Here is a 22,478-nt window from a genome sequence, read left to right on the forward strand (position 1 = left end):
ATTGATAATATTACAACATCTACCATTGAAAGCTATACGACAAAGATTTTTTCTCTCTTGTCGGACAAGTTTTCCTCTTCATTTACTCTAGCGTTTTTATGCCATTAAAGGACTATCCCCTGTTAGCTCAAAAAACCTTAAGAACAAAGAGCTTTCATAATAATTTTATATTTCAACAAAACAGAAAAATTTGCCCATCGACCAACATCAACCACCTCTACCCCTTCTGTAAAAGGAATTTTGAATTTTTCCATAATTCCCCACTAAATAACGGCTTCTAATTATATTTTATTTCCAAATAAAAGGAGCACAGTCACCATAAACCTCTGACATTCCCTCACGTGTCTGTACATAACAAAACTTTTTTCAATATCGTATTTTAAATACCTTTGCTCCTTTAACAACACTCAATTCATTGCTTGCATTTTTTCAGAAAAAAAGATCTTTCCAATGCACTAAAGTTGAAATACCTAAATATAATACCTATCTAAACACACCCTAATCAGAATAGATAGTCTTTTTTTAAGTAAACTGTCTTGAAATATTATTTCTATACACAACAACAATAAGTCGGTTGCAAAATCTTCAACGAACAAAAACTCTCACCCTGACGCGACATATCGCAACGTTATAAATTTCTCTACAAATTCTCAGAAACAAAAGGATATCCCTTCATTTAATGAAAGAAGCGCCATAAAAATATCGCGAAAATGCAATAAAATACGCGTATATTTCAAAAAACAGCACTGTTATTACACCAGTACTAAGGTAGTGAACTCAAAAAAGTAAGAAAAAATAAAAAAATGTTTTTATTTTATGATAATAACATCGCTGTACTATGATATATAATAAAAACACGATCTTCGAAAGCATATTAAAATGAACCGAAAGAAAAAATTGTTGTATTCTTCTCATGCTTTTCTTGGAGGAACATTAAGCAGTGTTAGTCTAAAATTGCTTATCCTTTCATTCTTCATTGGCATCGTAATGAATTTTTTAGAATGGACACCTCAAAACCTCATACAAAAAATAGTAGATTTTTTTCAATCACTATGGGAAGCAGGATTTATAACACTTACAAATTTCTTCCATATAACTATGACGGGAGCTATTATTGTTGTGCCTATTTTTCTTATCTTACGAATTTTTCATAAAAAATAAGCGCCTTAACATTTCCTTGCACTAATCTTTTCGAAAAATCAAACGACATAAAAATCCTGTAGTAATAGCAACAATCACTGCAACAATACCATATAAAAAAGGATACTTGTGCGCCGCATAAAAAATTGTATAAGCGATATGTGCTTTAACAATTTCAAGAGTCGTTGTCGCACTATCAATAAACTGTCCATCACGAAAAAGATAAGCACGAACTTTATAATGTCCAACAGGAATATTTGCTGGCAAACGAAAATGTGCTGTGAAAAGCGTATCTGAACCAAAACGAACACCACCTACTTCCTCATAATAAAGGCTTTTAGCTTTTTGCAATTTTATAAGTTCATCGCGAAAAATTTGTATTTTTTTCTGATCTTGTTCATCTGTCTGCAATAGCAAATAGAGTAATCCTAACCCCAAGCGTTTATAGTCTTCAATGCTCGTAATATCGCCAATTTCACGTGTTGTGACCATAGAGTAAAAAAGAGGAACCTTTTTAAAAATAAGAGAATCTGTATTAACCCATACACCGGCATTGCGTTTTTTTTCTCGCATCACCATTGTCCGATCTTGTCCCTCCAAGCTTACAATAATATCATAACGGTTCTGTCGAGAATATAACGGATCAATATTTTCCAAAACACCAGCAATATAAAGATCACGACCAGCAAAATTTGCATCCACAGTAATCGTATTCGTTGTTACGATAATTTGGACAGTTTCGTGATCAACTTGATTAATGAGTGTAGCCGGCGTCCCAACATGTGACCATGTAGAAAAAGGAATAAAATAAAAGCAACTTGCAATGATACATAAAGAAAATAATCTACCCATTTTTATCTCATAAGAATATCCAAAGAGAAAAGATTATCAGGGCGTATAAATAATTGAAAAGCAAGACGCATACATACAATCAACACTAAAAATGCAAGTGCCATACGCAATTGTTCAGCCTTTAATTTCCGTCCAGCTCTTATTCCATATTGCGCACCAATACTTCCTCCAAGCATTAACAAAAAAGCCAAGACAATATCAACGGACTGATTTGTCATACTTTGCAAAACTGTCGTGAAAGAAGACACAAATGTAATCTGAAAAAGTGAAGTCCCAATCACCACACTGGTTGGAACACGCAGAAGATAAATCAATGCTGGTATCATAAAGAACCCCCCGCCAATTCCCATAATAGAAGACAACAACCCCACAACGAGACCAATCCCTAAAACTGGAATGATGCTAACATATATCATAGATGTCCGAAAACGCATTTTTAAAGGTAAGCGATGAATCCAGTTATGTCGACCAGCAAGACGAATATTGGCTTTTCCTGCCTTACGCTTGCGCATCATATCATACCAACTTTCAACGATCATTAAGCTTCCTACACTTCCAAGAAGAATCACATAAAGAAGCGAAATTATTAAGTCTAATTGACCTAACTTTTTCAACAAAGAGAAAACCTGAATCCCGATTAAAGAACCAACCCCTCCTCCAATCGCCAAAAGAATACCAAGTTTAATATCGAGCGTACGTCTTCTAAAATGTGTAATCGCTCCTGTTACAGATGACGCAATCATCTGGTTAGCACCTGTTCCAACAGCAATAGCAGGAGGAACATTATAAAAAATCAATAACGGTGTGATGAGAAACCCACCACCGATTCCAAAAAGGCCTGAAAAAAAACCAGCAACGACTCCCATACCAATCAAGATCAGCATATTGAGTGACATTTCAGCAATTGGTAAATAAATACTCACTTACAGAACCTTCAAGATAATTTGAGGTTTTTTAACAATTAGAGAATCCTTCTCCAATTATCCTCTTTTCCAATAATCTCTATTGCGTGTTTAAAAAGATAATTTTAGTTGCTATAGCTTTCGCACAAACACGAATGCGCAATACATTTCACATCTATTAACATCAACATCATAAAAATTAAAAAAAACAAACCCCTTTTAAAAAGCTATAAAAACATAACGTTATCGCTACCACAAATACAACGGTTAAAAAACAGAGAACACTTTTTTTACCAAATAAGATAAAAACGAGACATGTTCCCGAGACTGCGCCTTTAAAGAAGAAAAATCATTCTCAATGCAATGATTAGATGCCTGAACACCCATCATACCCTTTTCTTCTATCACAGCACGCTTCACTACTCCCTCATCCTTTTTAAAAGAAGATTTCAGAGCATCACTGGGCAAAGAGCTTCCATTTTCTTGCTGCAACGTATTTTCAACATTTGTTTGGAGTGGAATTATATCGTTTTGTTTTGAAAAATTTTGCACCTTTTGAAGGAATAAACCTTCTTGATTTCCCTTACATTCCATATGAGCAAGTTTTTGTACAACAGAATCAGGTGATTTTGAACGAGACACCCGTCGTGTGACCGTTGCTTCTTCTAAGCTTTTTTTTTCACTCTGCAAACTTTGAACAATTGTTTTAATCTGCTCTAAAGACTCAAAAAGCTTTTTTTCTCTTTGACGACGTATATAATGTTCAGCCAAAATGGCCCGACTAATATCATCTAAGTAAGATTTAAAATGCTCTTCTACAGAACTCTGCTGCATCAAAGAACGAGGCGAAGGCTTCATTTGCATTTGCGCATAAACGGTGCGTAACTTTTGAGCAATATCCGACATCGTTACTTCTACAGAAGTATCCATTCTCTCTTTCTGTTCAACAAAAGAAAAGAATTTACCGTTCCTAACCTGATTGGTCGCCTGATCGATCGTATGACCCTTCGTATTCACAAACGCCTACCCCTCATAACTTTTTTGAAAAGAATCGCAACAAATGATAAGAAAGTGTGCTCTATTTTAGTAAATAGAGCTTTAAGAACTCCCAAAAACTTTTTTGTTAGAAATATTTTCCCCCAATCTTTATCCAAAATATTTGAAAGAAAGATCTTTAATTTTTCTGTCTTCAAGATTTGAAGAGCAAAATCATTCCCTCATTTTTATCTTTTTCACTCAATTTTTCATTGCATAAAGAATCTATTGCTTCATCATAGACAAAGCATAAGAAACTAAAAAAGAATATTCTCATAAGAGAGATTGTTTTTTACTTCTTATTCACTTCTTATTCAAGCAAATAAGACCAATTATGGAAATGCAAAAATATGAAGATTGAAAATGACGACGAGAAAGTACAAATAAATGTAGAAAAAGCTTATATGAAAGAGAACACAAGTTATAAATGAGACTTCATTCTAAACAATTTGGTTTCTTATGAGTATTGCTATAAACTTGTGATTATACAAACAAAGAGGATCATTATGAAGATAATTGTCGCTGTCAAACGTGTTGTTGATTATAACATCAAGATACGCGTCAAACCCGATAGTACAGGCGTTGATCTGTCTCACGTAAAAATGTCTATGAATCCTTTTGATGAGATAGCCGTGGAGGAGGCCATTCGCCAGAAAGAATCCGGTAAAATTTCAGAAGTTCTTCTTGTTTCAATTGGCCCAGAAGCAGCCCAAGAAACTCTACGAACAGGACTTGCAATGGGAGCTGATCGCGCACTTCTTGTTACAACGGATCAAACACTTGAACCTTTAGCAATTGCTAAGGTTCTCAAAGCTCTTGTTGATGAAGAAAAACCCGATATGGTCTTTTTAGGAAAACAAGCAATTGATGACGATAGCAACCAAACAGGACAGATGCTCGCTGCTCTTCTTGGTTGGGGACAGGCAACTTTTGCCTCACATCTTAACATAGAAAATGGGCATGCTACAGTTATTCGTGAAGTTGATAATGGAACACAAACCCTTTGTCTTCCCCTTCCCATGGTTATGACCGCCGATCTACGGCTCAATGAACCGCGTTACACCTCTCTCCCCAATATCATGAAAGCAAAAAAGAAAATCATTGAACAAAAATCTCTTGCTGATCTTGGCATCAATACGGAAGCACGCTTAACAATTTTAAGCGTTGAAGAGCCAAAACCTCGTCAATCCGGTATTAAAGTGGCGAATGTAGTAGAGCTTGTCAGTGCACTAAAACAAAAGAACTGCATTTAATATTCTCACCACTAGAGTAAAAGCAACACTCACATAAAAGGGCAAAAACTTATGGCAATTCTTTTATTGGCTGATCATAATACAGACGAAACAGCAAAAGTGCTCACCGCTGCACGCGCACTCAGTAATGATATCGATATTCTGATTTGCGGAGAAAAAATTCAAACTATAGCGAAAAATAATGCTAAACTTAATGGTGTGCGGCAAGTTCTTATTGCAAAAGCAGACTATTTAGCCCATCAACTTGCCGAGCCTATAGCAGATACAATTCTTACCTTAGCAAATGATTATGATGTGATCATGGCTGCATCCAGCAGCACTGGGAAAAATGTGATGCCACGCGTAGCAGCCCTTCTTGATCTTATGCAAATTTCAGATATTACCGCCGTTCTTTCACCCGATACCTTCAAACGCCCCATCTATGCAGGCAATGTACTTGAAACTATACGCACCAATGATCATAAAAAAATTATAACAGTTCGCACAGCTTCTTTCACACCAACGCCTTCCCAAAATAATTCTGCTCCCATTAAAATAATAACACCAGCTCCCAATCCAAATCTTTCCTCTTTCGTAAAAGCAAAAACCAACAAAAGTGATCGTCCTGATCTTACCTCTGCACGTGTTATTATATCAGGCGGGCGTGGTCTTGGTTCTCAAGAACAATTTATGGCACTTCTTCTTCCCCTTGCAAACAAGTTAGATGCCGCTTTAGGTGCCAGCCGCGCAGCAGTTGATGCAGGCTATGCTCCCAATGACTGGCAAATTGGACAAACAGGAAAAGTTGTTGCCCCTGAACTCTATATCGCCGTTGGCATTTCCGGTGCAATCCAGCATTTAGCCGGTATAATGGATGCACAAATTATTGTTGCCATTAATAAAGATGAAGAAGCTCCCATCATGAAAATTGCCGATTACACCCTTGTAGGTGATCTCCACCAAATTATTCCAGAATTAGAGAAAGCTTTATAAGCCATGAAAGCACCTTTGCATAACCAACGTGAAAGTATGGAGTTTGATATAGTCATTGTCGGAGCAGGACCTGCAGGGCTTTCTGCCGCAATTCGTTTTAAACAAATTAATCCTGAGCTTTCTGTCACAATTGTTGAAAAAGGGACCGAAGTTGGTGCACATATTCTCTCGGGCGCAGTTGTTGACCCCATTGGTATCGATACACTCTTACCAGAATGGAGAAATGAAAACGACCATCCCTTCACAACCCCTGTCACCCAGGACCAATTTTTTTTTCTAAAGCCTCAAAAAGCGACACTATTGCCCAATATTTTGCATCCCAGAATCTTATCAAATAACGGATGTTATATCGTTTCGCTTGGGAACGTCTGCCGCTGGCTAAGCAAAAAAGCTGAAGCATTGGGTGTTGAAATCTATCCTGGTTTTGCAGCAACAGAGCCTATCATCCAAAAAGATAACGGAGCTATCATTGGTGTTCTCACCAGTGATATGGGGCTTAACAAAGATGGAACCCCTGGAACAAATTATATGCCTGGTATGGCTTTATTGGCAAAATATACTCTGATTGCGGAAGGAGCACGCGGCTCAATTGCAAAACAACTGATACAACATTTCAATCTTAGCAAAAATCGTGAACCACAAAAATTTGGTCTTGGCCTCAAAGAACTCTGGGAAATTGATTCCAACAAACACCAACGTGGTTTAGTGCAACATTTCACTGGTTGGCCCTTAGAGAATAATACCGGTGGTGGTGGCTTTCTTTATCACCAAGAAAACAATGTCATTTCTGTCGGTTTTGTTGTGCACTTAGATTACAAAAATCCTTATCTTTCTCCTTTTGACGAATTTCAACGTTTTAAAACACATCCAAAACTCTATGAAATCTTCAAAGGTGCAAAACGTCTTTCCTATGGTGCACGTGTTATCAGCGAAGGAGGTTGGCAATCTGTACCAAAACTCACCTTTCCTGGTGGAGCACTTATTGGCTGCTCTGCTGGCTTTGTCAATGTTCCTCGTATCAAAGGGTCACACAATGCCATCTTATCTGGCATATTAGCTGCCGATAAAATCGCTACCGCTCTCGCGCAAGGACGTGCCCATGATGAGGTCAAAGAAATCGAAGAACAGTGGCGAAAAGGTCCCATTGGCAAAGATCTTTATAAAGTGCGAAATGCCAAACCGCTCTGGGCAAAATATGGAACAAAATATGGAATTAAACTTGCCGGTTTTGATATGTGGTGGCAACAGCTGTTCGGGTTTTCCTTATTTAAAACATTCCCCCACAGAAAGGAAGATTATGCATATCTTGAACCAGCAGAAAAATTTCAACCCATTGCTTACCCAAAACCAGATGGTGTTGTAACTTTTGATCGCCTTTCAAGTATTGCGCTTTCCAATACGCACCATGAAGAAAATCAACCTTGCCATTTAAAAATAGCCTCATTAAGAAAACAAAAAGACTCCGAATATGCAATCTATGGAGCACCTTCCGCACACTATTGCCCCGCCGCTGTCTACGAGTGGCTAGAATATAATAATCATCTGACTTACATTATCAACGCTTCAAATTGCATACATTGTAAAACATGCGATATCAAAGATCCGAACCAAAATATCACTTGGACCTGTCCGCAAGGCAATGAGGGGCCCTTCTATCTCAATATGTAATGCCCCAATATATAATCATTGTTCATTCTCCCAAAATTGAAATATACAAAACGCAATGAATAAAAATATTTTCCTCAGATCACAAACCTCTCAATCACCTTCCTGCATACGTTCTTTCACAATGTAAAAAGAACTCTATTCTTATATAAAATACTCTTCCTACCACATAACTTTTTTCAATAGAAAAACAAACATATCTTCATTAAAAATTTTTTATCTAGATGACAAAACAATAATGAATATATCTTGACAATTCTGCGATAAAGAAACAGTCGTGGTTCTCGAAAATATGAAGGAAAATAAGCTTGCTCTACTTTACCCTCTCTGCCACATGATCGAAAATGCTTTTAGCCCCCTCATAAAAACATCAATCGTTTTAACTAGCCAAAAGCACAACCCACGAAGATGCGCTTCAAGTTTATTTTTTCTCCTACACTTTACCAAGTAATGCTCACTAAAGAAAACCACAGACAAATGTAGAAAAAACATTGCGAGATACAGAACATGCTTGTTCAAGCCATTTCAATGTTTCTACTAATAATGACACAAAAAAATCTTTAATCTCACATTAACCTTTTATTTTTGCATCAAGGATAATCGCCTTGCATCTAATCTTTACCAATATACAGCAATGTATGTGCACAAACACCATAAGAATAAGCAGATGCCAAACCATGGAGACTATCGCTATTAGCAAAACATTTGATAAAAGCCAAATAGCTTTCATGACCACTTTATGACGCGTTTTATAGGGTTGTTTTTCTTATAACGCTTGTGCTTTCGTTGTTGTTTGTAAATCAACATCCAAATGTAACACAAGTGGTATATTTAAAAGAAAGATTAAGGTAAGTGAAAGCTCTGTGCGCCGTTCCAGCTTTTGTAGCTGTAGCTAGAGCAAAAATATTGCGTATTCTATTTGAGTAATCTCTGAAACGAAAATACAACTTCATTTAGCAAGAACAAGAATATGAAATCGGAAAGGAATAAATCTGTTTTCCTCTTTACTATTATCTGTCCATTCAGTTTTAGAACTTTCAAAAGCATCACAATATCTTTTAAAAAGAAGAGATTACGGATTGTCCTCGCTTTTATTACTTACGTTTTTTATGGAAGCATATCCTTCAGAAAAAATAAGGCATCCAAAATTAAAACAGACTTGTGTTTTTCATTCATGGACTTGTTTTAAGAGATAGCTCTCAACACATATGGAACAATTATTTTACGACACTATCCCAAAAAGGTATAACGTACTCCTTTGAATAAACACTTCTCATATTTACGAAATAAAAAGTACAAGCTAAAAGCGTCATTTTCTCTGCGAGCCCAATGATGCGATAATCTTTGTTTTGAGAAGGTTTCAAAACGCACGAAAATGATTTTGATTAATTGACTATAAATTGACTATAAGAAGAGTAGAGATGGAATAATTTTACGATATTTAAAGCTCCTAATCAATATGCAAATAATAAACTCTCCATTATAAATCAAATCTTTAAGATAAAAATTCGCCTCAAATATTTCTAAGGTGCTCATTAGACTGTTAAATCTGTAGAGAATATGACAAAATGAAGTATTTTGCTGATAAGGGCTTATATTTGATCAATAACAATACAGTTAGCTGTTTGTGTTTAAAAAGGAGCTGTTTACATTTGTTCAGAAAAACAGTTTGGATATCAATAGATATATTTGAAAGATCGGCGTTATGGAAATAATCTAAAAAGCTTAGCTTTTAAAAGAGCACAGCCAAGCGCGAGGTGATGTCATGAGTAATATTGTTTTTTGATTCTCGAAGAAAAAACTTTATAGAAAATCATGGGGCTGATAGAATATTGGTTACATCTGGAATTTGTTTTACTGGAAAAGATAACGCGGATCAAAATAGATAATCATGTTAGATTAAGACGTTAAATATGAGATTATCTTATTGTGGTGTAATCGACTATTCGAGTAAGGTAAGCCTTTATAATGATAAAAAAAGAGCCCAAATGGCTTATGAGTATGGATAAAAAACTTGTGGTAAGGGGAATTTGATGAAAAGAAAAGAGCATGTGTGAAAAAGCATATTTTATAGGTACGCATGCTTATTCTGCACCCGTCATAGAATCAGGGCTTTATCTTGTGGCAACGCCTATCGGAAATCTTGCAGATATTACGCTTCGTGCTTTGCAAGTGCTTGCAGGAATTGATATTTTAGCGTGTGAGGATACGCGGGTAACGCGTGTTTTGTTGGAACGTTACGGTATTCAAAAAAAACCTTTTCTCTATCATGAATATAATGCACAAAAAGCGGGTCCGAAGCTCTTAGCAGCTTTAGCAGAAAACAAAACAGTAGCGCTTGTTTCAGATGCAGGAACACCACTTATTTCTGATCCCGGATTTCGATTGGTGGAAGAGGCCCGTAACGCTGGTCATAAAATTATTCCTATTCCTGGAGCATCCGCTCTTTTAGCCGCTCTTATACCGACAGGGCTTCCTACTGATAGCTTTTTTTTTGCAGGTTTTTTGAGTGCACGCAAGCTACAGCGCCGAAAACGGTTGGAACAATTAAAAGAGATTCCAGCAACTTTGATTTTTTATGAATCACCGCATCGTCTTGTTAAAACTTTAGAGGATATGGTTACTCTTTTTTCGGCTGATCGACCTGCTGCCATTTGTCGTGAATTAACAAAGAAGTTTGAAACAGTAGATGTTTCCAATTTGGGGAATTTGTTGGAAAATTACAGAAAACAAGCACATATTCGTGGGGAAATTGTTCTGCTTGTTGGAGAATTATCTTCTTCTTTAAATGCGATAAGTGATCAAGAAATTGATGAAATGCTATTAGAACGCGCACGGACACACTCCGCTGCTCAAGCAGCAGCTTTGGTTGCAAAAAAGACCGGTTTTAAAAAGCAGAAACTTTTTCAGCGATTAATTTTTTTAAAAAATGCGTAAGATGATACAAAAAAAACGCAGACAAAAGTCTTTTTATCGAGGGATTCGTGCAGAAAAATTGGCAGCTTGGTGGCTACGTTGTAAAGGGTTTCACATTGCCGAAACGCGTTTTAAAACAAAATGTGGAGAAATTGATTTAATTGCACGACGCGGAAATCTTGTGTTAATTGTTGAAGTTAAAGCACGTTCAACGTTGGCTGAAGCAATGGAAGCGGTTTCCCGAATGAATGAAAGGCGAATTGAAGCGGCAGCCGATATTTGGCTCGCACGGCAAAAAGATTATGCCCTTTTGTCTGTACGCTTTGATTTGATTGCAATTTTACCTTGGCGCTGGCCACAGCATATCCCTGCATTTTTTACATCTGATCAATAAGAGGCAGCCCCCATTTTAACCATGCTCAATAAAAAATATTTCGTTTTTATGTGCATATGCGTTAAAAAGTGTGTAACTGTTTGAGCGCTATAAGGAGTGGAATATGGATGATTATGAAAAGTTTGCAACAGGTTTACTTATTGTTTTTGGAGCGCTGATTATCGGTGGTTTAATGGCAATGCATATTGTGCTTATGAATAAACCAGGTTTTTTATTTGCATTAGCCGCCGCTATTGTTGGTTGGTTTTCTGCTTTTTCCGTTCTTTTTGACAAACCAAAAATCTATTTGGGCTTGATTATTCTTGCTATGGTATGTGTTGCTTCTTCAATTAGCGTTTATGTTAGTTAAAACACCTAAGACGTTGATTGAGATTCCTTTTAAAATATAAAACTGAGAAATAGAAATGAAACTTGGCTTTTTGGGAACGGGTACAATCGGTGCTTCAATAGTGAATGGACTCATGAAAAGCACCTTTGATGTTTCTTCCATTATTGTTTCACCTCGCAATGCACAAACAGCAGAGCGCCTTTCAAACACTTATGATAAAGTGATAATTGCTGAAAATAACCAAACGTTGCTCGATGTTAGTGATTGTGTTTTTCTTTGCTTGCCCAACCAAGTTGCAGGAGGCGTTTTGCGCTCTCTTCGTTTTCGTCCAGAACAGCTGGTTATTTCCGTACTTGCTATGGCAAAAGCAGCAGAAATAGAAGAGTGGATTAATCATAAAGTTTATCGTGCTGTTCCATTGCCTTTTGTTGCAGAATGCAAAAATTTGACACCAATCTATCCCGATCATCCCTTTTTACGCACTTTATTTGATGCATTGGGAGGCACATTGGTGCTGGATAAGGAAGAGCAATTTAATCTTTTTATGACAGCTGGTTCTCTGATGGGAGTATATTTTAATTTTATAGAAACAGCCCATCAGTGGTTTATAACACAGGGATTAAAAAAACAGCAATCAGCAGAATTCCTTACCATGATGTTTGGAAATCTTACGGATGAAATGCATAAAATTATAGCAACGAATCGTTCTGCATTTCTCGATTTTGCACTGCTTGAAAAAGAATTTTCAACAAAGGGTGGAACAAATGAATTTTTGTCAAATTACTTTTCTCATCAAGGGGGAAGAAATGCTTTAACAGCGGCTCTTGAGGCTACTTTGCAAAAAATGAATGCTTCTAAAAAGACTTGACCAACATTTTTTATCATCTCAATAAGAAAGAGCTAAATGTTGAAGATTTATATCAAAAAAAACTCATAACGAAAAATGCTTTTTTACACCTGAAAAAGATACCATTTTATGAAAATGATTGATTTTTTAAATATTTTTTATAATCTTTTACAATTTTTTTAAATTATTTTTATTTTCTATCTTCTTCTTTTAGCCTCAATACCAATATTTTTTCTACCTGATGACTCTATCTCTTCAATTTTATTCCCCTTCAAGTTATCCAAACACATGAATAATTTTTTGTTTATTTAACTTACCTACTCCACTCACATATTAACACTTCCCCTTACAAAGAAGCAACTATTTTTATGTCTTCTATGATTGTGCTTTAATAAACTCTCTTAAACAAACATCCATTCAAAAGAGTTGATTTTTTATTTGATCAACAATTTTACGATACAGTTTAGTATGCTCTTTACTAGGCTTAGCAACAAAAATAGGGATCCCCTGATCTGAAGAAAATCGTAAAGATGCATCAAGCGGTATTTCCGCTAAAAAAGGGACTTCTCGACGTTCCGCTTCTGCCCGTGCACCACCATAGCCAAAAATATCATAGCGTTTTCCCGTATCCGGGGCGATAAAATAACTCATATTCTCAATGATTCCTAAAATAGGAACATTGACTTTTATGAACATTTCTATTGCTTTACGCGCATCCACTAAAGCAAGATCTTGGGGCGTAGAGACAACCAACGCACCTGTTAATTGTACCTGTTGAGCAAGCGTTAATTGTGCATCCCCTGTCCCAGGCGGCATATCAACGACTAAAACGTCCAGAGGTCCCCATACAACATCTCGTAACAATTGCGTTACAGCTGCCATAACCATGGGACCACGCCATACTACCGGCTTTTTTTCCTCAACCAAAAATCCCATCGACATCAATTTAAGTCCGAATTTTTCAAGAGGTTGAATCTTTTTTTCTCCAATGAGCTGTGGTTTTTGATTAACAAGCCCTGTCAAACGTGGCAAAGATGGACCATAAATATCAGCATCCATCACCCCCGTCTTGAAACCAGAATCTTGTAAAGCTAAGGCGATATTTATTGCCATCGTAGATTTTCCGACTCCTCCTTTTCCAGAAGCAACAGCAATCACATGCCGCACACCTTCTATAGGCATTTTGATAGGTAAGAGATTTGCTCTCCGTCTAGGTGCTGCCTTTGTTTTTTTTTCTGCTGTAAGTGTGACAACAACAGATTCCACTCCCTCCAAAGCACATACCACCTTTTCAGCAGAACGACGCAATGATTCCCATTCTTGCACACCTCCATCAGGAACTGTAATGGAAAAGAAAACCTTACCATCAGCAATCAATATTTCTGAAAGAAGCCCCAACGACACAATATCGCTTTCAAGATCTGGTCCTTTGATTTTACGTAATACGTTGCGGACAGTCTCACTTGTGATAGGATCCACGTTCTTTCCTCTCTATAAAAATACCAGCAAATACAAGCATAAGAACGAAAAATACTTACAGGTTCATCAGCTGACAATTTTCTACTTTACTCAGAAGTATAAAGTATAAATTACTTATATCTTATCTCTTTAAAAATATGAAACCATCCTTGAAATAAAGAAGCTCAAACATAAAACCTGTTATAAAATCCTATCAATCATGTTTGTGCTACAACCACTTTAATGAATGTTCTGATAAAAATTTTGTAAAAACAAAAACTGAAAAAAACTCTTAATATTAAAGGATATTTTAAATTGGGCATACAGTAATCAGTCACACTTTCTTTAATTCTTTAACGCCCTAATCATATATTTTCTGTAGACTCAATCGTTATTTCTGAAACTCTTAACAGTATCGCAAAAAAGTTCACAGACAGTTATAAGGTGCTTTGTATTCTTTCAAGAGAGAGAAAAACAATCTAAGATTGACTTTTTTTATATTTTTCCTTATGGGTTAACAGCCGTATGATAGGATAAAATTGTTCCTCTCACGCATAACTGCCATAAAACGAAGATTAAGAAGGGCCGCACTCCGCGGTATTTAAATAAATGAAACGTACTTACCAACCCTCTAAACTTGTCCGTAAACGCCGCCATGGGTTTCGTGCACGCATGGCTACAGCTGGAGGACGTAAAGTTATTGCTGCAAGACGTGCTCGTGGACGTAAGCAGCTCTCTGCTTAACCATTTAAATTTTCACAACCGTTGAGGATTGCTCTCCATTTCTTCGTTGTGAAGCTTTTGTCATGAACTTCTAATGCCTTCTTGCAGGCATTTAGTGAAATTGCGAAATGTTCTTTTATGAAGAAAAAACATCCCTGCCGTATTCGCAAAAGAGCAGACTTTTTGGCTGTCCGTACAGGAGAAAAACGACGTGGTCCTTTATTTTTGCTCGAAGTTAAATCTCGTGAACAAATAACAGAAAGAAAAGATTCTCTTGTTGCACGTGTAGGCTTCACTGTTACCCGTAAAAACGGTAATGCTGTGAAACGTAATCGTATCAAAAGGCGCTTGCGTGAAGCCGTAAGAGTTGGTGTAACAAACCACATGGAAGCAGGAACAGACTATGTCATTGTGGCGTATCGCGATGCGTTACATGCGCCTTTTACATCCTTGATTAGTGAATTAAATCGGCGAATAAAACCAAAAATAAAACATCAGCAACAACAAGGGTGTACGGATGGAATATAACCGCAATTTCTTTATCGCTATTGGCTTATCTTTCGTAGTGCTCATCGCATGGCAATTTCTTCATGTTGCTCCCAAACAAGCAAAGTTACAAAAACAACAAGTCATCACGCAGCAATTGTCAAAACAGCAATCAGCCCTTTCTACTACCACAACGAATTTTTCTGACGATACCTTAACGCATCAAGCAACATCTATCATCGAACAGCCAATGACACCTGAAATCCGGAAAGCTGTATTGGCCAAAACAGAGCGTATTGCGATCAAAACCAATGAACTGGAAGGCTCTATTAATCTTGTTGGTGCACAATTCGATGATCTTCACCTCAAAAAATATCGTTTAACAGTCGATAAAAAATCACCGGAAATCGATTTGCTGAATCCTAAAGGTTTCAAAACGACCTACCTTGCTGAATTTGGTTTTGCAAGTGCATCTTTGCCAGCAAAAGCCTTGCCACAATCGGATACACAATGGCAAATAGAGGGAAACAATACAATCCTGACCCCTTCAACACCCATCACTTTAATTTATAATAATGGACAGGGACAAATCTTCCGGCGTATCCTTTCTGTTGATGATCATTTCATGTTTACCATTGAGGATTCTATCAGCAATGAAAGTGATCAACCAATATATCTCTCATCCTATGCCCGCGTTGCACGTGCAGCACCACCAGAACATACAAATGCAACTTATTTACTTCACGAAGGTATGATAGGTATTGCAGGAGATTCGCTCAAAACTGAAAAATATAAAACCTTAGCAGAGCTTGATCCAAATCCTGCTAATGGGCAAAAGAGCATGACTTTTTCCAAAGTAACAGGAGGTTGGATTGGTATTACCGATAAATATTGGGCTGTAGCAGTTATTCCCCCGCAAAATAAAGAATATACAAGCCGTTTTATTTATTTTGATCGTTTGCAAACGCATTATCAGTCTGACTTGCTAGGATCACTTTTAACGATTGCTCCAAATGAAACAAAAACTATTACAAATCGTCTTTTTGCTGGTGCAAAACAAGTTGAAATTATTAATAACTATCAAAATGACCTAAAAATCAAAAAGTTTGCTCTTTTAATTGATTGGGGCTGGTTTGATTTCATCACCAAACCAATGTTTTCTCTCATTGATATTCTTTATAAACAAACAGGAAATTTTGGTATCGCCATCCTTCTTGTCACAGTGCTCTTAAAAACTCTTCTTTTCCCTCTAGCCAATAAATCTTATAAATCTATGGCACGCATGAAGCTTTTACAACCGCAGTTGCTAGAAATAAAAGAAAAACATCCTGATGACCGAACTAAACAACAACAAGCAATAATAGAACTATATAAAACCGAAAAAATTAATCCCCTTGCAGGTTGTTGGCCAATGCTGATTCAATTCCCAATATTCTTTGCTCTTTATAAAGTTCTCTATATCACCATTGAAATGCGCCATGCCCCTTTCTTTGGCTGGATTAAAGATTTAGCGGCACCCGATCCAACTTCTCTTTTTAACTTGTTTGGTCTCTTGCCATATACAACGCCAACATTTCTTATGATTGGTGCATGGCCTTTGATTATGGGAATAACGATGTTTTTACAAATGCGTATGAATCCCGCTCCTCAAGACCAAACCCAAGCGATGATATTCACATGGATGCCTGTTGTCTTTACTTTTATGCTCGCCTCTTTCCCTGTTGGTCTCGTCATTTATTGGGCATGGAACAATATATTGTCAATCATTCAGCAAGGTATCATGATGAAGCGCCAAGGAGTTAAAATTGAGCTTTTTGATAATCTGAAAGCCATGTGGAGAAGATCACCTAAAAAAGAAGTGCATGAATGAAAAGAGATTCTTCCCTTTCCGGAATTTTTTCTCACAATTGGATTTTTATTCGTGGTGTACCAGCGATACGCTTTCTTCCCCCTGAAGGACCACCAGAAATTGCATTTGCAGGACGTTCCAATGTTGGAAAATCATCTTTAATTAACGCACTTGTCCAACAAAAAAGCTTAGCACGTACCTCAAATACACCAGGACGGACTCAAGAGCTTAATTATTTTGTCCCTGATGGCTGTAGTAAGCAACTAGGAGAGCTTCCCCCTCTAGCATTAGTAGATATGCCTGGTTATGGTTTCGCTGCTGCTCCTAAAAATCTGGTTGATGCGTGGACAAATTTGATTTTTAGCTATTTACGGGGGCGCACAACGTTAAAACGTGTATATATCTTAATTGATTCACGGCACGGAATCAAAAATAATGATGAAGATGTTCTTGCTCTCCTTGATAAAGCAGCCGTTTCTTATCAAATTGTTTTGACAAAGAGTGATAAAATCAAATCAAATGCCTTAGAAAAATTAATTATGAGTACACAAACAAAGCTTCTCAGACGTCCGGCAGCTTATCCTGAGCTTCTTGTAACCTCTTCAGAAAAAGCTCTCGGTTTAGAAGAATTACGTGCTGCCATTTTGCAAACCATTACATAAAAGAACAATTCCTATTATTAATAATTTATTAATTATAATTGCTAGCAGCTGCTAATGATCTTGTACTTCTAGTCAAGCATCTTTATAAAAATGATTACTTGAAAGAATTCTCATCAACTCTATCTGATAGTGTAAATTATGCTGACACTTTTTCACTCTCCTCTATCCTCTGCCTCGCGCTTCATACGCCTCATTCTTGGGGAATATGGTGTGACCACTCAACTGATTGAAGAATATGAATGGGCAAGAAGACACGAATTTCTAGCCCTCAATCCCGCTGGTCATGTTCCTGTTTTTCTCGATGAACACGAGGTTCCATTATCAGGTCCTCTTGTTATCTGCGAATATTTAGACGAAACACATGGAAGTTTACGACAAGAAAATAAACTCTTTCCAGAAAATCCTTTAGATCGTGCAGAAGTACGCCGTCTCAATGACTGGTTCTTAAATAAATTCGAAAATGAAGCAACGCGCCATATCGTACGAGAACGAATCCACAAACGCGAAATGCCACTTGCCATTGGCGGTGGTGCTCCTAATTCACAAATTTTACGCAATGCACGTGCCAATATTTTACCACATATGAACTATCTCAATTGGCTCTGTGCCTCTCGCGATAGCTTAGTCGGTTCTGCCTTGTCCTATGCAGACTTAGCAGCAGCAGCCTCTATTTCTGTACTTGACTTTCTAGGGGAAATTGACTGGGAACAATCTCCTGCTGCCAAAGACTGGTATATGAGAATTAAATCACGCCCTTCTTTTCGTTCTCTTTTAACAGATCGCGTCCGCGGAATTGTTGCAAGTGCTCACTATGCAGATCTTGATTTCTAGCCTTCTCTCACAAACAAAAGTAAAAGCGATATTTTATCTAAAGGATATTTATAGATTTATGAATTTTGCGTATAAACAATATAATAATACATTGACTTATAATCATATTAAACAGAGAATAAGACCCCACCATAATATTTTCTTATTTCACCACCCCTTATAATGCATTAAAAAAATCACTTTCTCGTCATGTTACAAAAAAGATTGGCACAAGGATAGAAAGTATTTAAGAAAGGATTTTAAAGACTCTCTTTAAATACAAGAACTGTAGTATCATTGAAAGCTAAGAAAATAAAATAATAATACTTAACGCATGTTATCCTCCATTCTTTCCAATATATGAAAAAACGCATTGCATAACATATATACTATTTTCTCTATAATAAACAAAGCCTCATTATGCGTTTTTACAACATAACAGTTTTTCAACTGACTTTCTTAAAAGATGAAGAATCCAACCAATTCTCGAGTGTAAAAAATTCAACTTCTTGTTAGTCCCTTGTTTCTACCCCCTTTTACGTAATTTTATTGATGAATAACATATTGATATACAATGATAAATAATCGTTTTTTTTAACTTAAATCATCAATTTCAAATACCTTTTTTTATTACCTTCATCATATTTAAAACAATCAAAATCGCTTTCTTATGCGTTACAAATGGAATTGGGGCGTGAAAAAATATTAAAGAAAAGAATGAAAATACCTAAGTGCTAAGGATTGTTAAAACATTAAAAGCTAACAAAACGTATGATAGTGCTGATTTTCTCTTTTATGAAGCATAAAGATAGTGGCGCAGAATAGATGTTATATTATTCATGGATATTCTCTCGTGATACCACTCACGAGCACTATCATAAAATAAGTTTAGAAGTATTGAGAAATATTTCTTTAAGACAAGCGCATGAATTGACAAGATAGGTGTATTTTGTTTGGCAGATCTTGTTTTGCATGAAGAACGCTCCCCTCCTTAAAGAACGAAAGAAACAAAAGCGTAAAATAATACACAATCTCTATTAGGTTTCATAAGCAAACCTTACTTAGGAATATTCATCACACACTCTAACGAAAAACATCTCTGTTTAAATTTGTATAGATCTTAATCACTTGCTCTAAACAACAGTGTTTTAGAGATAACAGGATAAATTAAAGCAGGAAAAATTTTTTCCTATAAAGAAAAAGAACCATTGGAAAGAAGGAAAAAATTTGTTTATACTGCACAGTGAAGTATCATAAGGAGATAAGAATGCGCCTTACAGTTGTTGCTGCAAATGGGAGAATGGGACGTGAACTCATTACAGCAATCCAGCAGAGGAGAGATGTAGAGCTTTGTGCTGTTCTTGTACGCGAAGGCTTACCGTTTGTAGGAAAAGATGCCAGTGCCTTAATTGGTTCAGATTTTCTTGGGATTGGCATCACTGACGATCCCGAAAGTGCCTTTTCTAACACAGAAGGTATTTTAGATTTTTCACAACCAGAAGCCAGTATTCTTTATGCTAACTACGCTGCTCAAAAAGGTCTTGTCCATATTATTGGCACTACAGGATTTAGCAAAACAGAAGAAGAAAAAATTGCAGATTTTGCGAAATATACAACAATTGTCAAATCCGAAAATATGAGCCTTGGAATAAATCTTTTAGCCAACCTTGTAAAGAAAACCGCTAAATCATTAGAAGCCGATGATTTTGATATTGAAGTTTATGAAATGCATCACGCTAACAAAGTTGATGCCCCTTCTGGAACAGCCCTTCTTCTTGGCCAAGCAGCAGCTGAAGGGCGCAATGTTATGCTTAAAAATGTGCGTGTCAACGAACGCAATGGTTATATAGGTAAACGCGAAAAAGGCTCCATTGGCTTTTCTTGTTCACGTGGTGGAACAGTTGTCGGAGAACACAGCGTCATTTTTGCCGGTTCCCATGAGCGCATTGTTCTTTCACATACAGCGCAAGAACGCTCTATCTTTGCCAATGGCGCATTAAAAGCAGCTTTGTGGGCAAAAAATCATGAAAATGGTCTTTATTCAATGCTCGATGTTTTGGGATTGAATGATGAATTTTAAACAATCAATAGAATAAAAGCAATTCATAATGGGGCGCATACTTATACTAATTCGTCATGGACAAAGTGAATGGAATCTCAAAAACCTTTTTACCGGTTGGAAAGATCCCGATTTAACAGAAAAAGGCCATGCAGAAGCGATAGCAGCAGGAAAAAAACTGAAAGAATATGGTGTGAAGTTTGATATCGCTTATACATCTGCCTTACAGCGTGCTCAAAAAACGGCTCAGCACATTTTAGAGCAAATGGGACAATCAGATTTAGAAGTGATAAAAAATCCCGCATTAAATGAACGTAATTATGGTGATCTTTCTGGTTTAAATAAAGATGAAGTACGCCAACAATGGGGGCAAGAGCAAGTGCAAATGTGGCGCCGCTCCTATACGATTGCGCCCCCGAATGGAGAAAGCCTACGCGACACCGGTGCGCGCATCTGGCCTTATTATCTTTACCATATCCAACCTCATATTTTGCGCTCCCAAACTGTTTTGATCGCAGCGCATGGAAACTCTCTTCGTGCTCTTATTATGGCGCTTGAAGGTCTCTCTAGTGAGGAAATTATATCTCAAGAATTAGCAACCGGCATTCCTATTATTTACACATTTAATCCGGATTCAACAATTTTATCAAAGGCAGTCCTCACATCTTAAACTTCTAAAATCATGATGTCCTCCAAAAATTCAATTCAATCGTTTTAAGCTGAAAAAATAAATTCTATAATTTTATTGACAGAATTTCTTCATACGTTTAGATGAATTTTATGAGCCCAGATGGCGGAATTGGTAGACGCGCAGGTTTCAGGTACCTGTGCCGCAAGGCGTGGAGGTTCGAGTCCTCTTTTGGGCACCATTTTATGTCTTTAACATATTGAAATATATAGATTTTTTCTTTAAATAACAATTTTCAGACCACCTTTTGGACCACCTTCTACAGTTTATACAATTTTACCTAATTTTTTCTTATTTGCTCCTTATTTTTCTTTGGAGTGAAGGCTAAGATCTCTTTTTTTCTCCATCTCACTGCTCTCCCTAGCTTATACCGCTCCGGAAACAACCCCTGAATCACCCAATTGCGAATCGTTGTTGTGGATACACTAAAAAGCTGTGCACACTCACGTGTCGTTACATATCTATCGCCATCATCAAATATCATCTCATTACCTTTCTCTTTTTTATGTTATGTAAATGGGTGGGGGTGCTGGGAGGAGAGAGCACCCCCATAGGTTTAAGCAGCTTTTGTCAAAATCTTTTGCATCTCTTCTTCTATTTCCCCTAAAAAGATTTCGACTGCTTTATTGATCTCTTCAATGTGTTTCTCATCACGGTGGATGCGTTTGATTTTCATTCTCAAACCAGTAGATTTGCCTACAAAGTTTGGATTATAGCTCATGAAATGACACCATTTGCGTCCTGTGCATGCCATTTGGAATTGCATCTGTGCGTGATATTCAGGCTTGATTTTGCCATCCATAAAGAAGCGCAAATGCGTGGTTGATTGTGGACATTTGACTTCGATTAAACCGTCCTCTCCAATGAACCCATCAGGACTTGCACCAGCCATTTTCATTTTTGGGTGTGGGATAAACCCGCATCTTGTGACTTCTGCGTCATAAATGAATTCATATTCTCTCAAGGCATTCTCTTCATGTTCAATGCCCCATTGCATAGCAAGTGTTGTATAAGATTGGCTTATTTCCTCTGTTAAGCGTTCTGCTGTCCTTTGTTCCATCTCACACCGCCGTTTGTTGCTATTGTTGTGCTTTATTCATTTGCGAGCGTTGCTTTTTTTCAAAGAAAACAAAGTGGTTTGGGCTTATTTATAAGACATGTGTGTTAAATTTTTTACTCCTATGAAAGAGGTTAGCTTACTTTTTCTTCAGATTGTGTCTGCTCTATTAATTCTCTGGTTTCATTCATCTTTTCAGGAGAGATACCTGAAAGAAGCGTGTTGCCATCTGTATCGTCTTCTTTTCTTGCGACATTAAGAAGCATGCCTAAGAGATATCCTACGTGCGTAGGTGAGAGTAGAACCAACCGCTTGTATGTTATTTTTGCTACCTGTAGCGTCAAAAGGAAATGTTCTTTTTATTTAGTGTCAATCAAAAACA

The 22,478-nt window shown here is 37.0% G+C and carries 19 protein-coding genes, 1 tRNA gene and 3 pseudogenes; 16 read left to right on the forward strand and 7 right to left on the reverse strand.

Annotated features, from left to right (window positions below; genetic code table 11):
• Window positions 1-879 precede the first annotated feature (879 nt).
• Complete coding sequence (locus ACFIJS_RS03560) at window positions 880-1,161, forward strand: DUF6460 domain-containing protein (RefSeq protein WP_375650028.1); 282 nt, start codon at window positions 880-882, stop codon at window positions 1,159-1,161.
• Window positions 1,162-1,182: 21 nt separating this feature from the next.
• Here the strand turns inward: ACFIJS_RS03560 and ACFIJS_RS03565 are convergent, their stop codons facing one another.
• The 3 genes and pseudogenes from ACFIJS_RS03565 to ACFIJS_RS03575 all read right to left on the reverse strand — a co-directional run bounded on the left by ACFIJS_RS03565 (window position 1,183) and on the right by ACFIJS_RS03575 (window position 3,911).
• Window positions 1,183-1,992: a TIGR02186 family protein gene (locus ACFIJS_RS03565; RefSeq protein WP_375650030.1), complete on the reverse strand. Its 810-nt coding sequence runs from the start codon at window positions 1,990-1,992 to the stop codon at window positions 1,183-1,185.
• Window positions 1,993-1,994: 2 nt separating this feature from the next.
• Window positions 1,995-2,915, reverse strand: a complete 921-nt coding sequence (locus tag ACFIJS_RS03570; protein WP_375650032.1) for a sulfite exporter TauE/SafE family protein — start codon at window positions 2,913-2,915, stop codon at window positions 1,995-1,997.
• 178 nt (window positions 2,916-3,093) lie between these two features.
• A pseudogene (locus ACFIJS_RS03575) lies at window positions 3,094-3,911 on the reverse strand (hypothetical protein).
• 524 nt (window positions 3,912-4,435) lie between these two features.
• Between ACFIJS_RS03575 and ACFIJS_RS03580 the strand changes: the two are divergent.
• From ACFIJS_RS03580 to ACFIJS_RS03610, 7 genes are all read left to right on the forward strand, one after another.
• A complete protein-coding gene (locus tag ACFIJS_RS03580) occupies window positions 4,436-5,182 on the forward strand; it encodes an electron transfer flavoprotein subunit beta/FixA family protein (protein WP_375650035.1) in 747 nt (248 codons plus the stop codon).
• Between the two features lie 51 nt (window positions 5,183-5,233).
• Complete coding sequence (locus ACFIJS_RS03585; RefSeq protein ID WP_375650037.1) at window positions 5,234-6,154, forward strand: electron transfer flavoprotein subunit alpha/FixB family protein; 921 nt, start codon at window positions 5,234-5,236, stop codon at window positions 6,152-6,154.
• Between the two features lie 3 nt (window positions 6,155-6,157).
• On the forward strand, window positions 6,158-7,822 hold the full coding sequence (locus ACFIJS_RS03590; protein WP_375650039.1) for a 4Fe-4S dicluster domain-containing protein: 1,665 nt from the start codon (window positions 6,158-6,160) through the stop codon (window positions 7,820-7,822).
• Window positions 7,823-9,868: 2,046 nt separating this feature from the next.
• Window positions 9,869-10,756, forward strand: coding sequence for a 16S rRNA (cytidine(1402)-2'-O)-methyltransferase (gene rsmI / locus ACFIJS_RS03595; RefSeq protein ID WP_375650042.1), 888 nt, complete (start codon window positions 9,869-9,871; stop codon window positions 10,754-10,756).
• 4 nt (window positions 10,757-10,760) lie between these two features.
• Window positions 10,761-11,129, forward strand: coding sequence for a YraN family protein (locus ACFIJS_RS03600; RefSeq protein WP_375650180.1), 369 nt, complete (start codon window positions 10,761-10,763; stop codon window positions 11,127-11,129).
• A 103-nt stretch (window positions 11,130-11,232) separates the two neighbouring features.
• A complete protein-coding gene (locus ACFIJS_RS03605) occupies window positions 11,233-11,478 on the forward strand; it encodes a hypothetical protein (protein WP_375650044.1) in 246 nt (81 codons plus the stop codon).
• Window positions 11,479-11,533: 55 nt separating this feature from the next.
• Window positions 11,534-12,325, forward strand: a complete 792-nt coding sequence (locus ACFIJS_RS03610) for a pyrroline-5-carboxylate reductase (RefSeq protein WP_375650046.1) — start codon at window positions 11,534-11,536, stop codon at window positions 12,323-12,325.
• A 396-nt stretch (window positions 12,326-12,721) separates the two neighbouring features.
• Here ACFIJS_RS03610 and ACFIJS_RS03615 read toward each other — a convergent pair whose 3' ends face one another.
• Window positions 12,722-13,783, reverse strand: coding sequence for an Mrp/NBP35 family ATP-binding protein (locus tag ACFIJS_RS03615; RefSeq protein ID WP_375650049.1), 1,062 nt, complete (start codon window positions 13,781-13,783; stop codon window positions 12,722-12,724).
• A gap of 588 nt (window positions 13,784-14,371) precedes the next feature.
• On the opposite strand from ACFIJS_RS03615, the gene rpmH reads away from it, so the two are divergent.
• From rpmH to ACFIJS_RS03655, 8 genes are all read left to right on the forward strand, one after another.
• Entirely contained in the window at window positions 14,372-14,506 is a 135-nt protein-coding gene (gene rpmH / locus ACFIJS_RS03620) for a 50S ribosomal protein L34 (RefSeq protein WP_375650051.1), read from the forward strand.
• Between the two features lie 117 nt (window positions 14,507-14,623).
• Window positions 14,624-15,013, forward strand: a complete 390-nt coding sequence (rnpA, locus tag ACFIJS_RS03625) for a ribonuclease P protein component (RefSeq protein WP_375650053.1) — start codon at window positions 14,624-14,626, stop codon at window positions 15,011-15,013.
• Entirely contained in the window at window positions 15,003-16,841 is a 1,839-nt protein-coding gene (gene yidC, locus ACFIJS_RS03630) for a membrane protein insertase YidC (RefSeq protein ID WP_375650056.1), read from the forward strand. The genes rnpA and yidC overlap by 11 nt, the downstream gene beginning before the upstream one ends.
• Complete coding sequence (yihA, locus tag ACFIJS_RS03635; RefSeq protein WP_375650059.1) at window positions 16,838-17,482, forward strand: ribosome biogenesis GTP-binding protein YihA/YsxC; 645 nt, start codon at window positions 16,838-16,840, stop codon at window positions 17,480-17,482. Before yidC ends, yihA begins: the two co-directional genes overlap by 4 nt.
• A gap of 138 nt (window positions 17,483-17,620) precedes the next feature.
• Complete coding sequence (locus tag ACFIJS_RS03640) at window positions 17,621-18,313, forward strand: glutathione S-transferase family protein (RefSeq protein ID WP_375612254.1); 693 nt, start codon at window positions 17,621-17,623, stop codon at window positions 18,311-18,313.
• A 1,246-nt stretch (window positions 18,314-19,559) separates the two neighbouring features.
• Window positions 19,560-20,372 carry a 4-hydroxy-tetrahydrodipicolinate reductase gene (gene dapB, locus ACFIJS_RS03645; RefSeq protein ID WP_375650063.1) on the forward strand — a complete coding sequence of 271 codons (813 nt, stop codon included), beginning with the start codon at window positions 19,560-19,562 and terminating at the stop codon, window positions 20,370-20,372.
• 28 nt (window positions 20,373-20,400) lie between these two features.
• Complete coding sequence (locus tag ACFIJS_RS03650; RefSeq protein ID WP_375650065.1) at window positions 20,401-21,021, forward strand: 2,3-bisphosphoglycerate-dependent phosphoglycerate mutase; 621 nt, start codon at window positions 20,401-20,403, stop codon at window positions 21,019-21,021.
• A gap of 114 nt (window positions 21,022-21,135) precedes the next feature.
• A tRNA-Leu gene (locus ACFIJS_RS03655) sits at window positions 21,136-21,220 on the forward strand.
• Between the two features lie 99 nt (window positions 21,221-21,319).
• Here the strand turns inward: ACFIJS_RS03655 and ACFIJS_RS03660 are convergent.
• The 3 genes and pseudogenes from ACFIJS_RS03660 to ACFIJS_RS03670 form a co-directional block, all read right to left on the reverse strand.
• Window positions 21,320-21,523, reverse strand: coding sequence for a helix-turn-helix transcriptional regulator (locus ACFIJS_RS03660; protein ID WP_375650068.1), 204 nt, complete (start codon window positions 21,521-21,523; stop codon window positions 21,320-21,322).
• A gap of 72 nt (window positions 21,524-21,595) precedes the next feature.
• Window positions 21,596-22,081, reverse strand: a pseudogene (locus ACFIJS_RS03665) (lambda exonuclease family protein); the annotation flags it as partial.
• A gap of 37 nt (window positions 22,082-22,118) precedes the next feature.
• Window positions 22,119-22,450 (reverse strand): annotated as a pseudogene (locus tag ACFIJS_RS03670) (ERF family protein); the annotation flags it as partial.
• Between the last annotated feature and the right edge of the window lie 28 nt (window positions 22,451-22,478).

Origin of the sequence: Bartonella sp. OT172YNZD (genome assembly GCF_042193725.1) — a bacterium.
Taxonomy (GTDB): domain Bacteria; phylum Pseudomonadota; class Alphaproteobacteria; order Rhizobiales; family Rhizobiaceae; genus Bartonella; species Bartonella grahamii_A.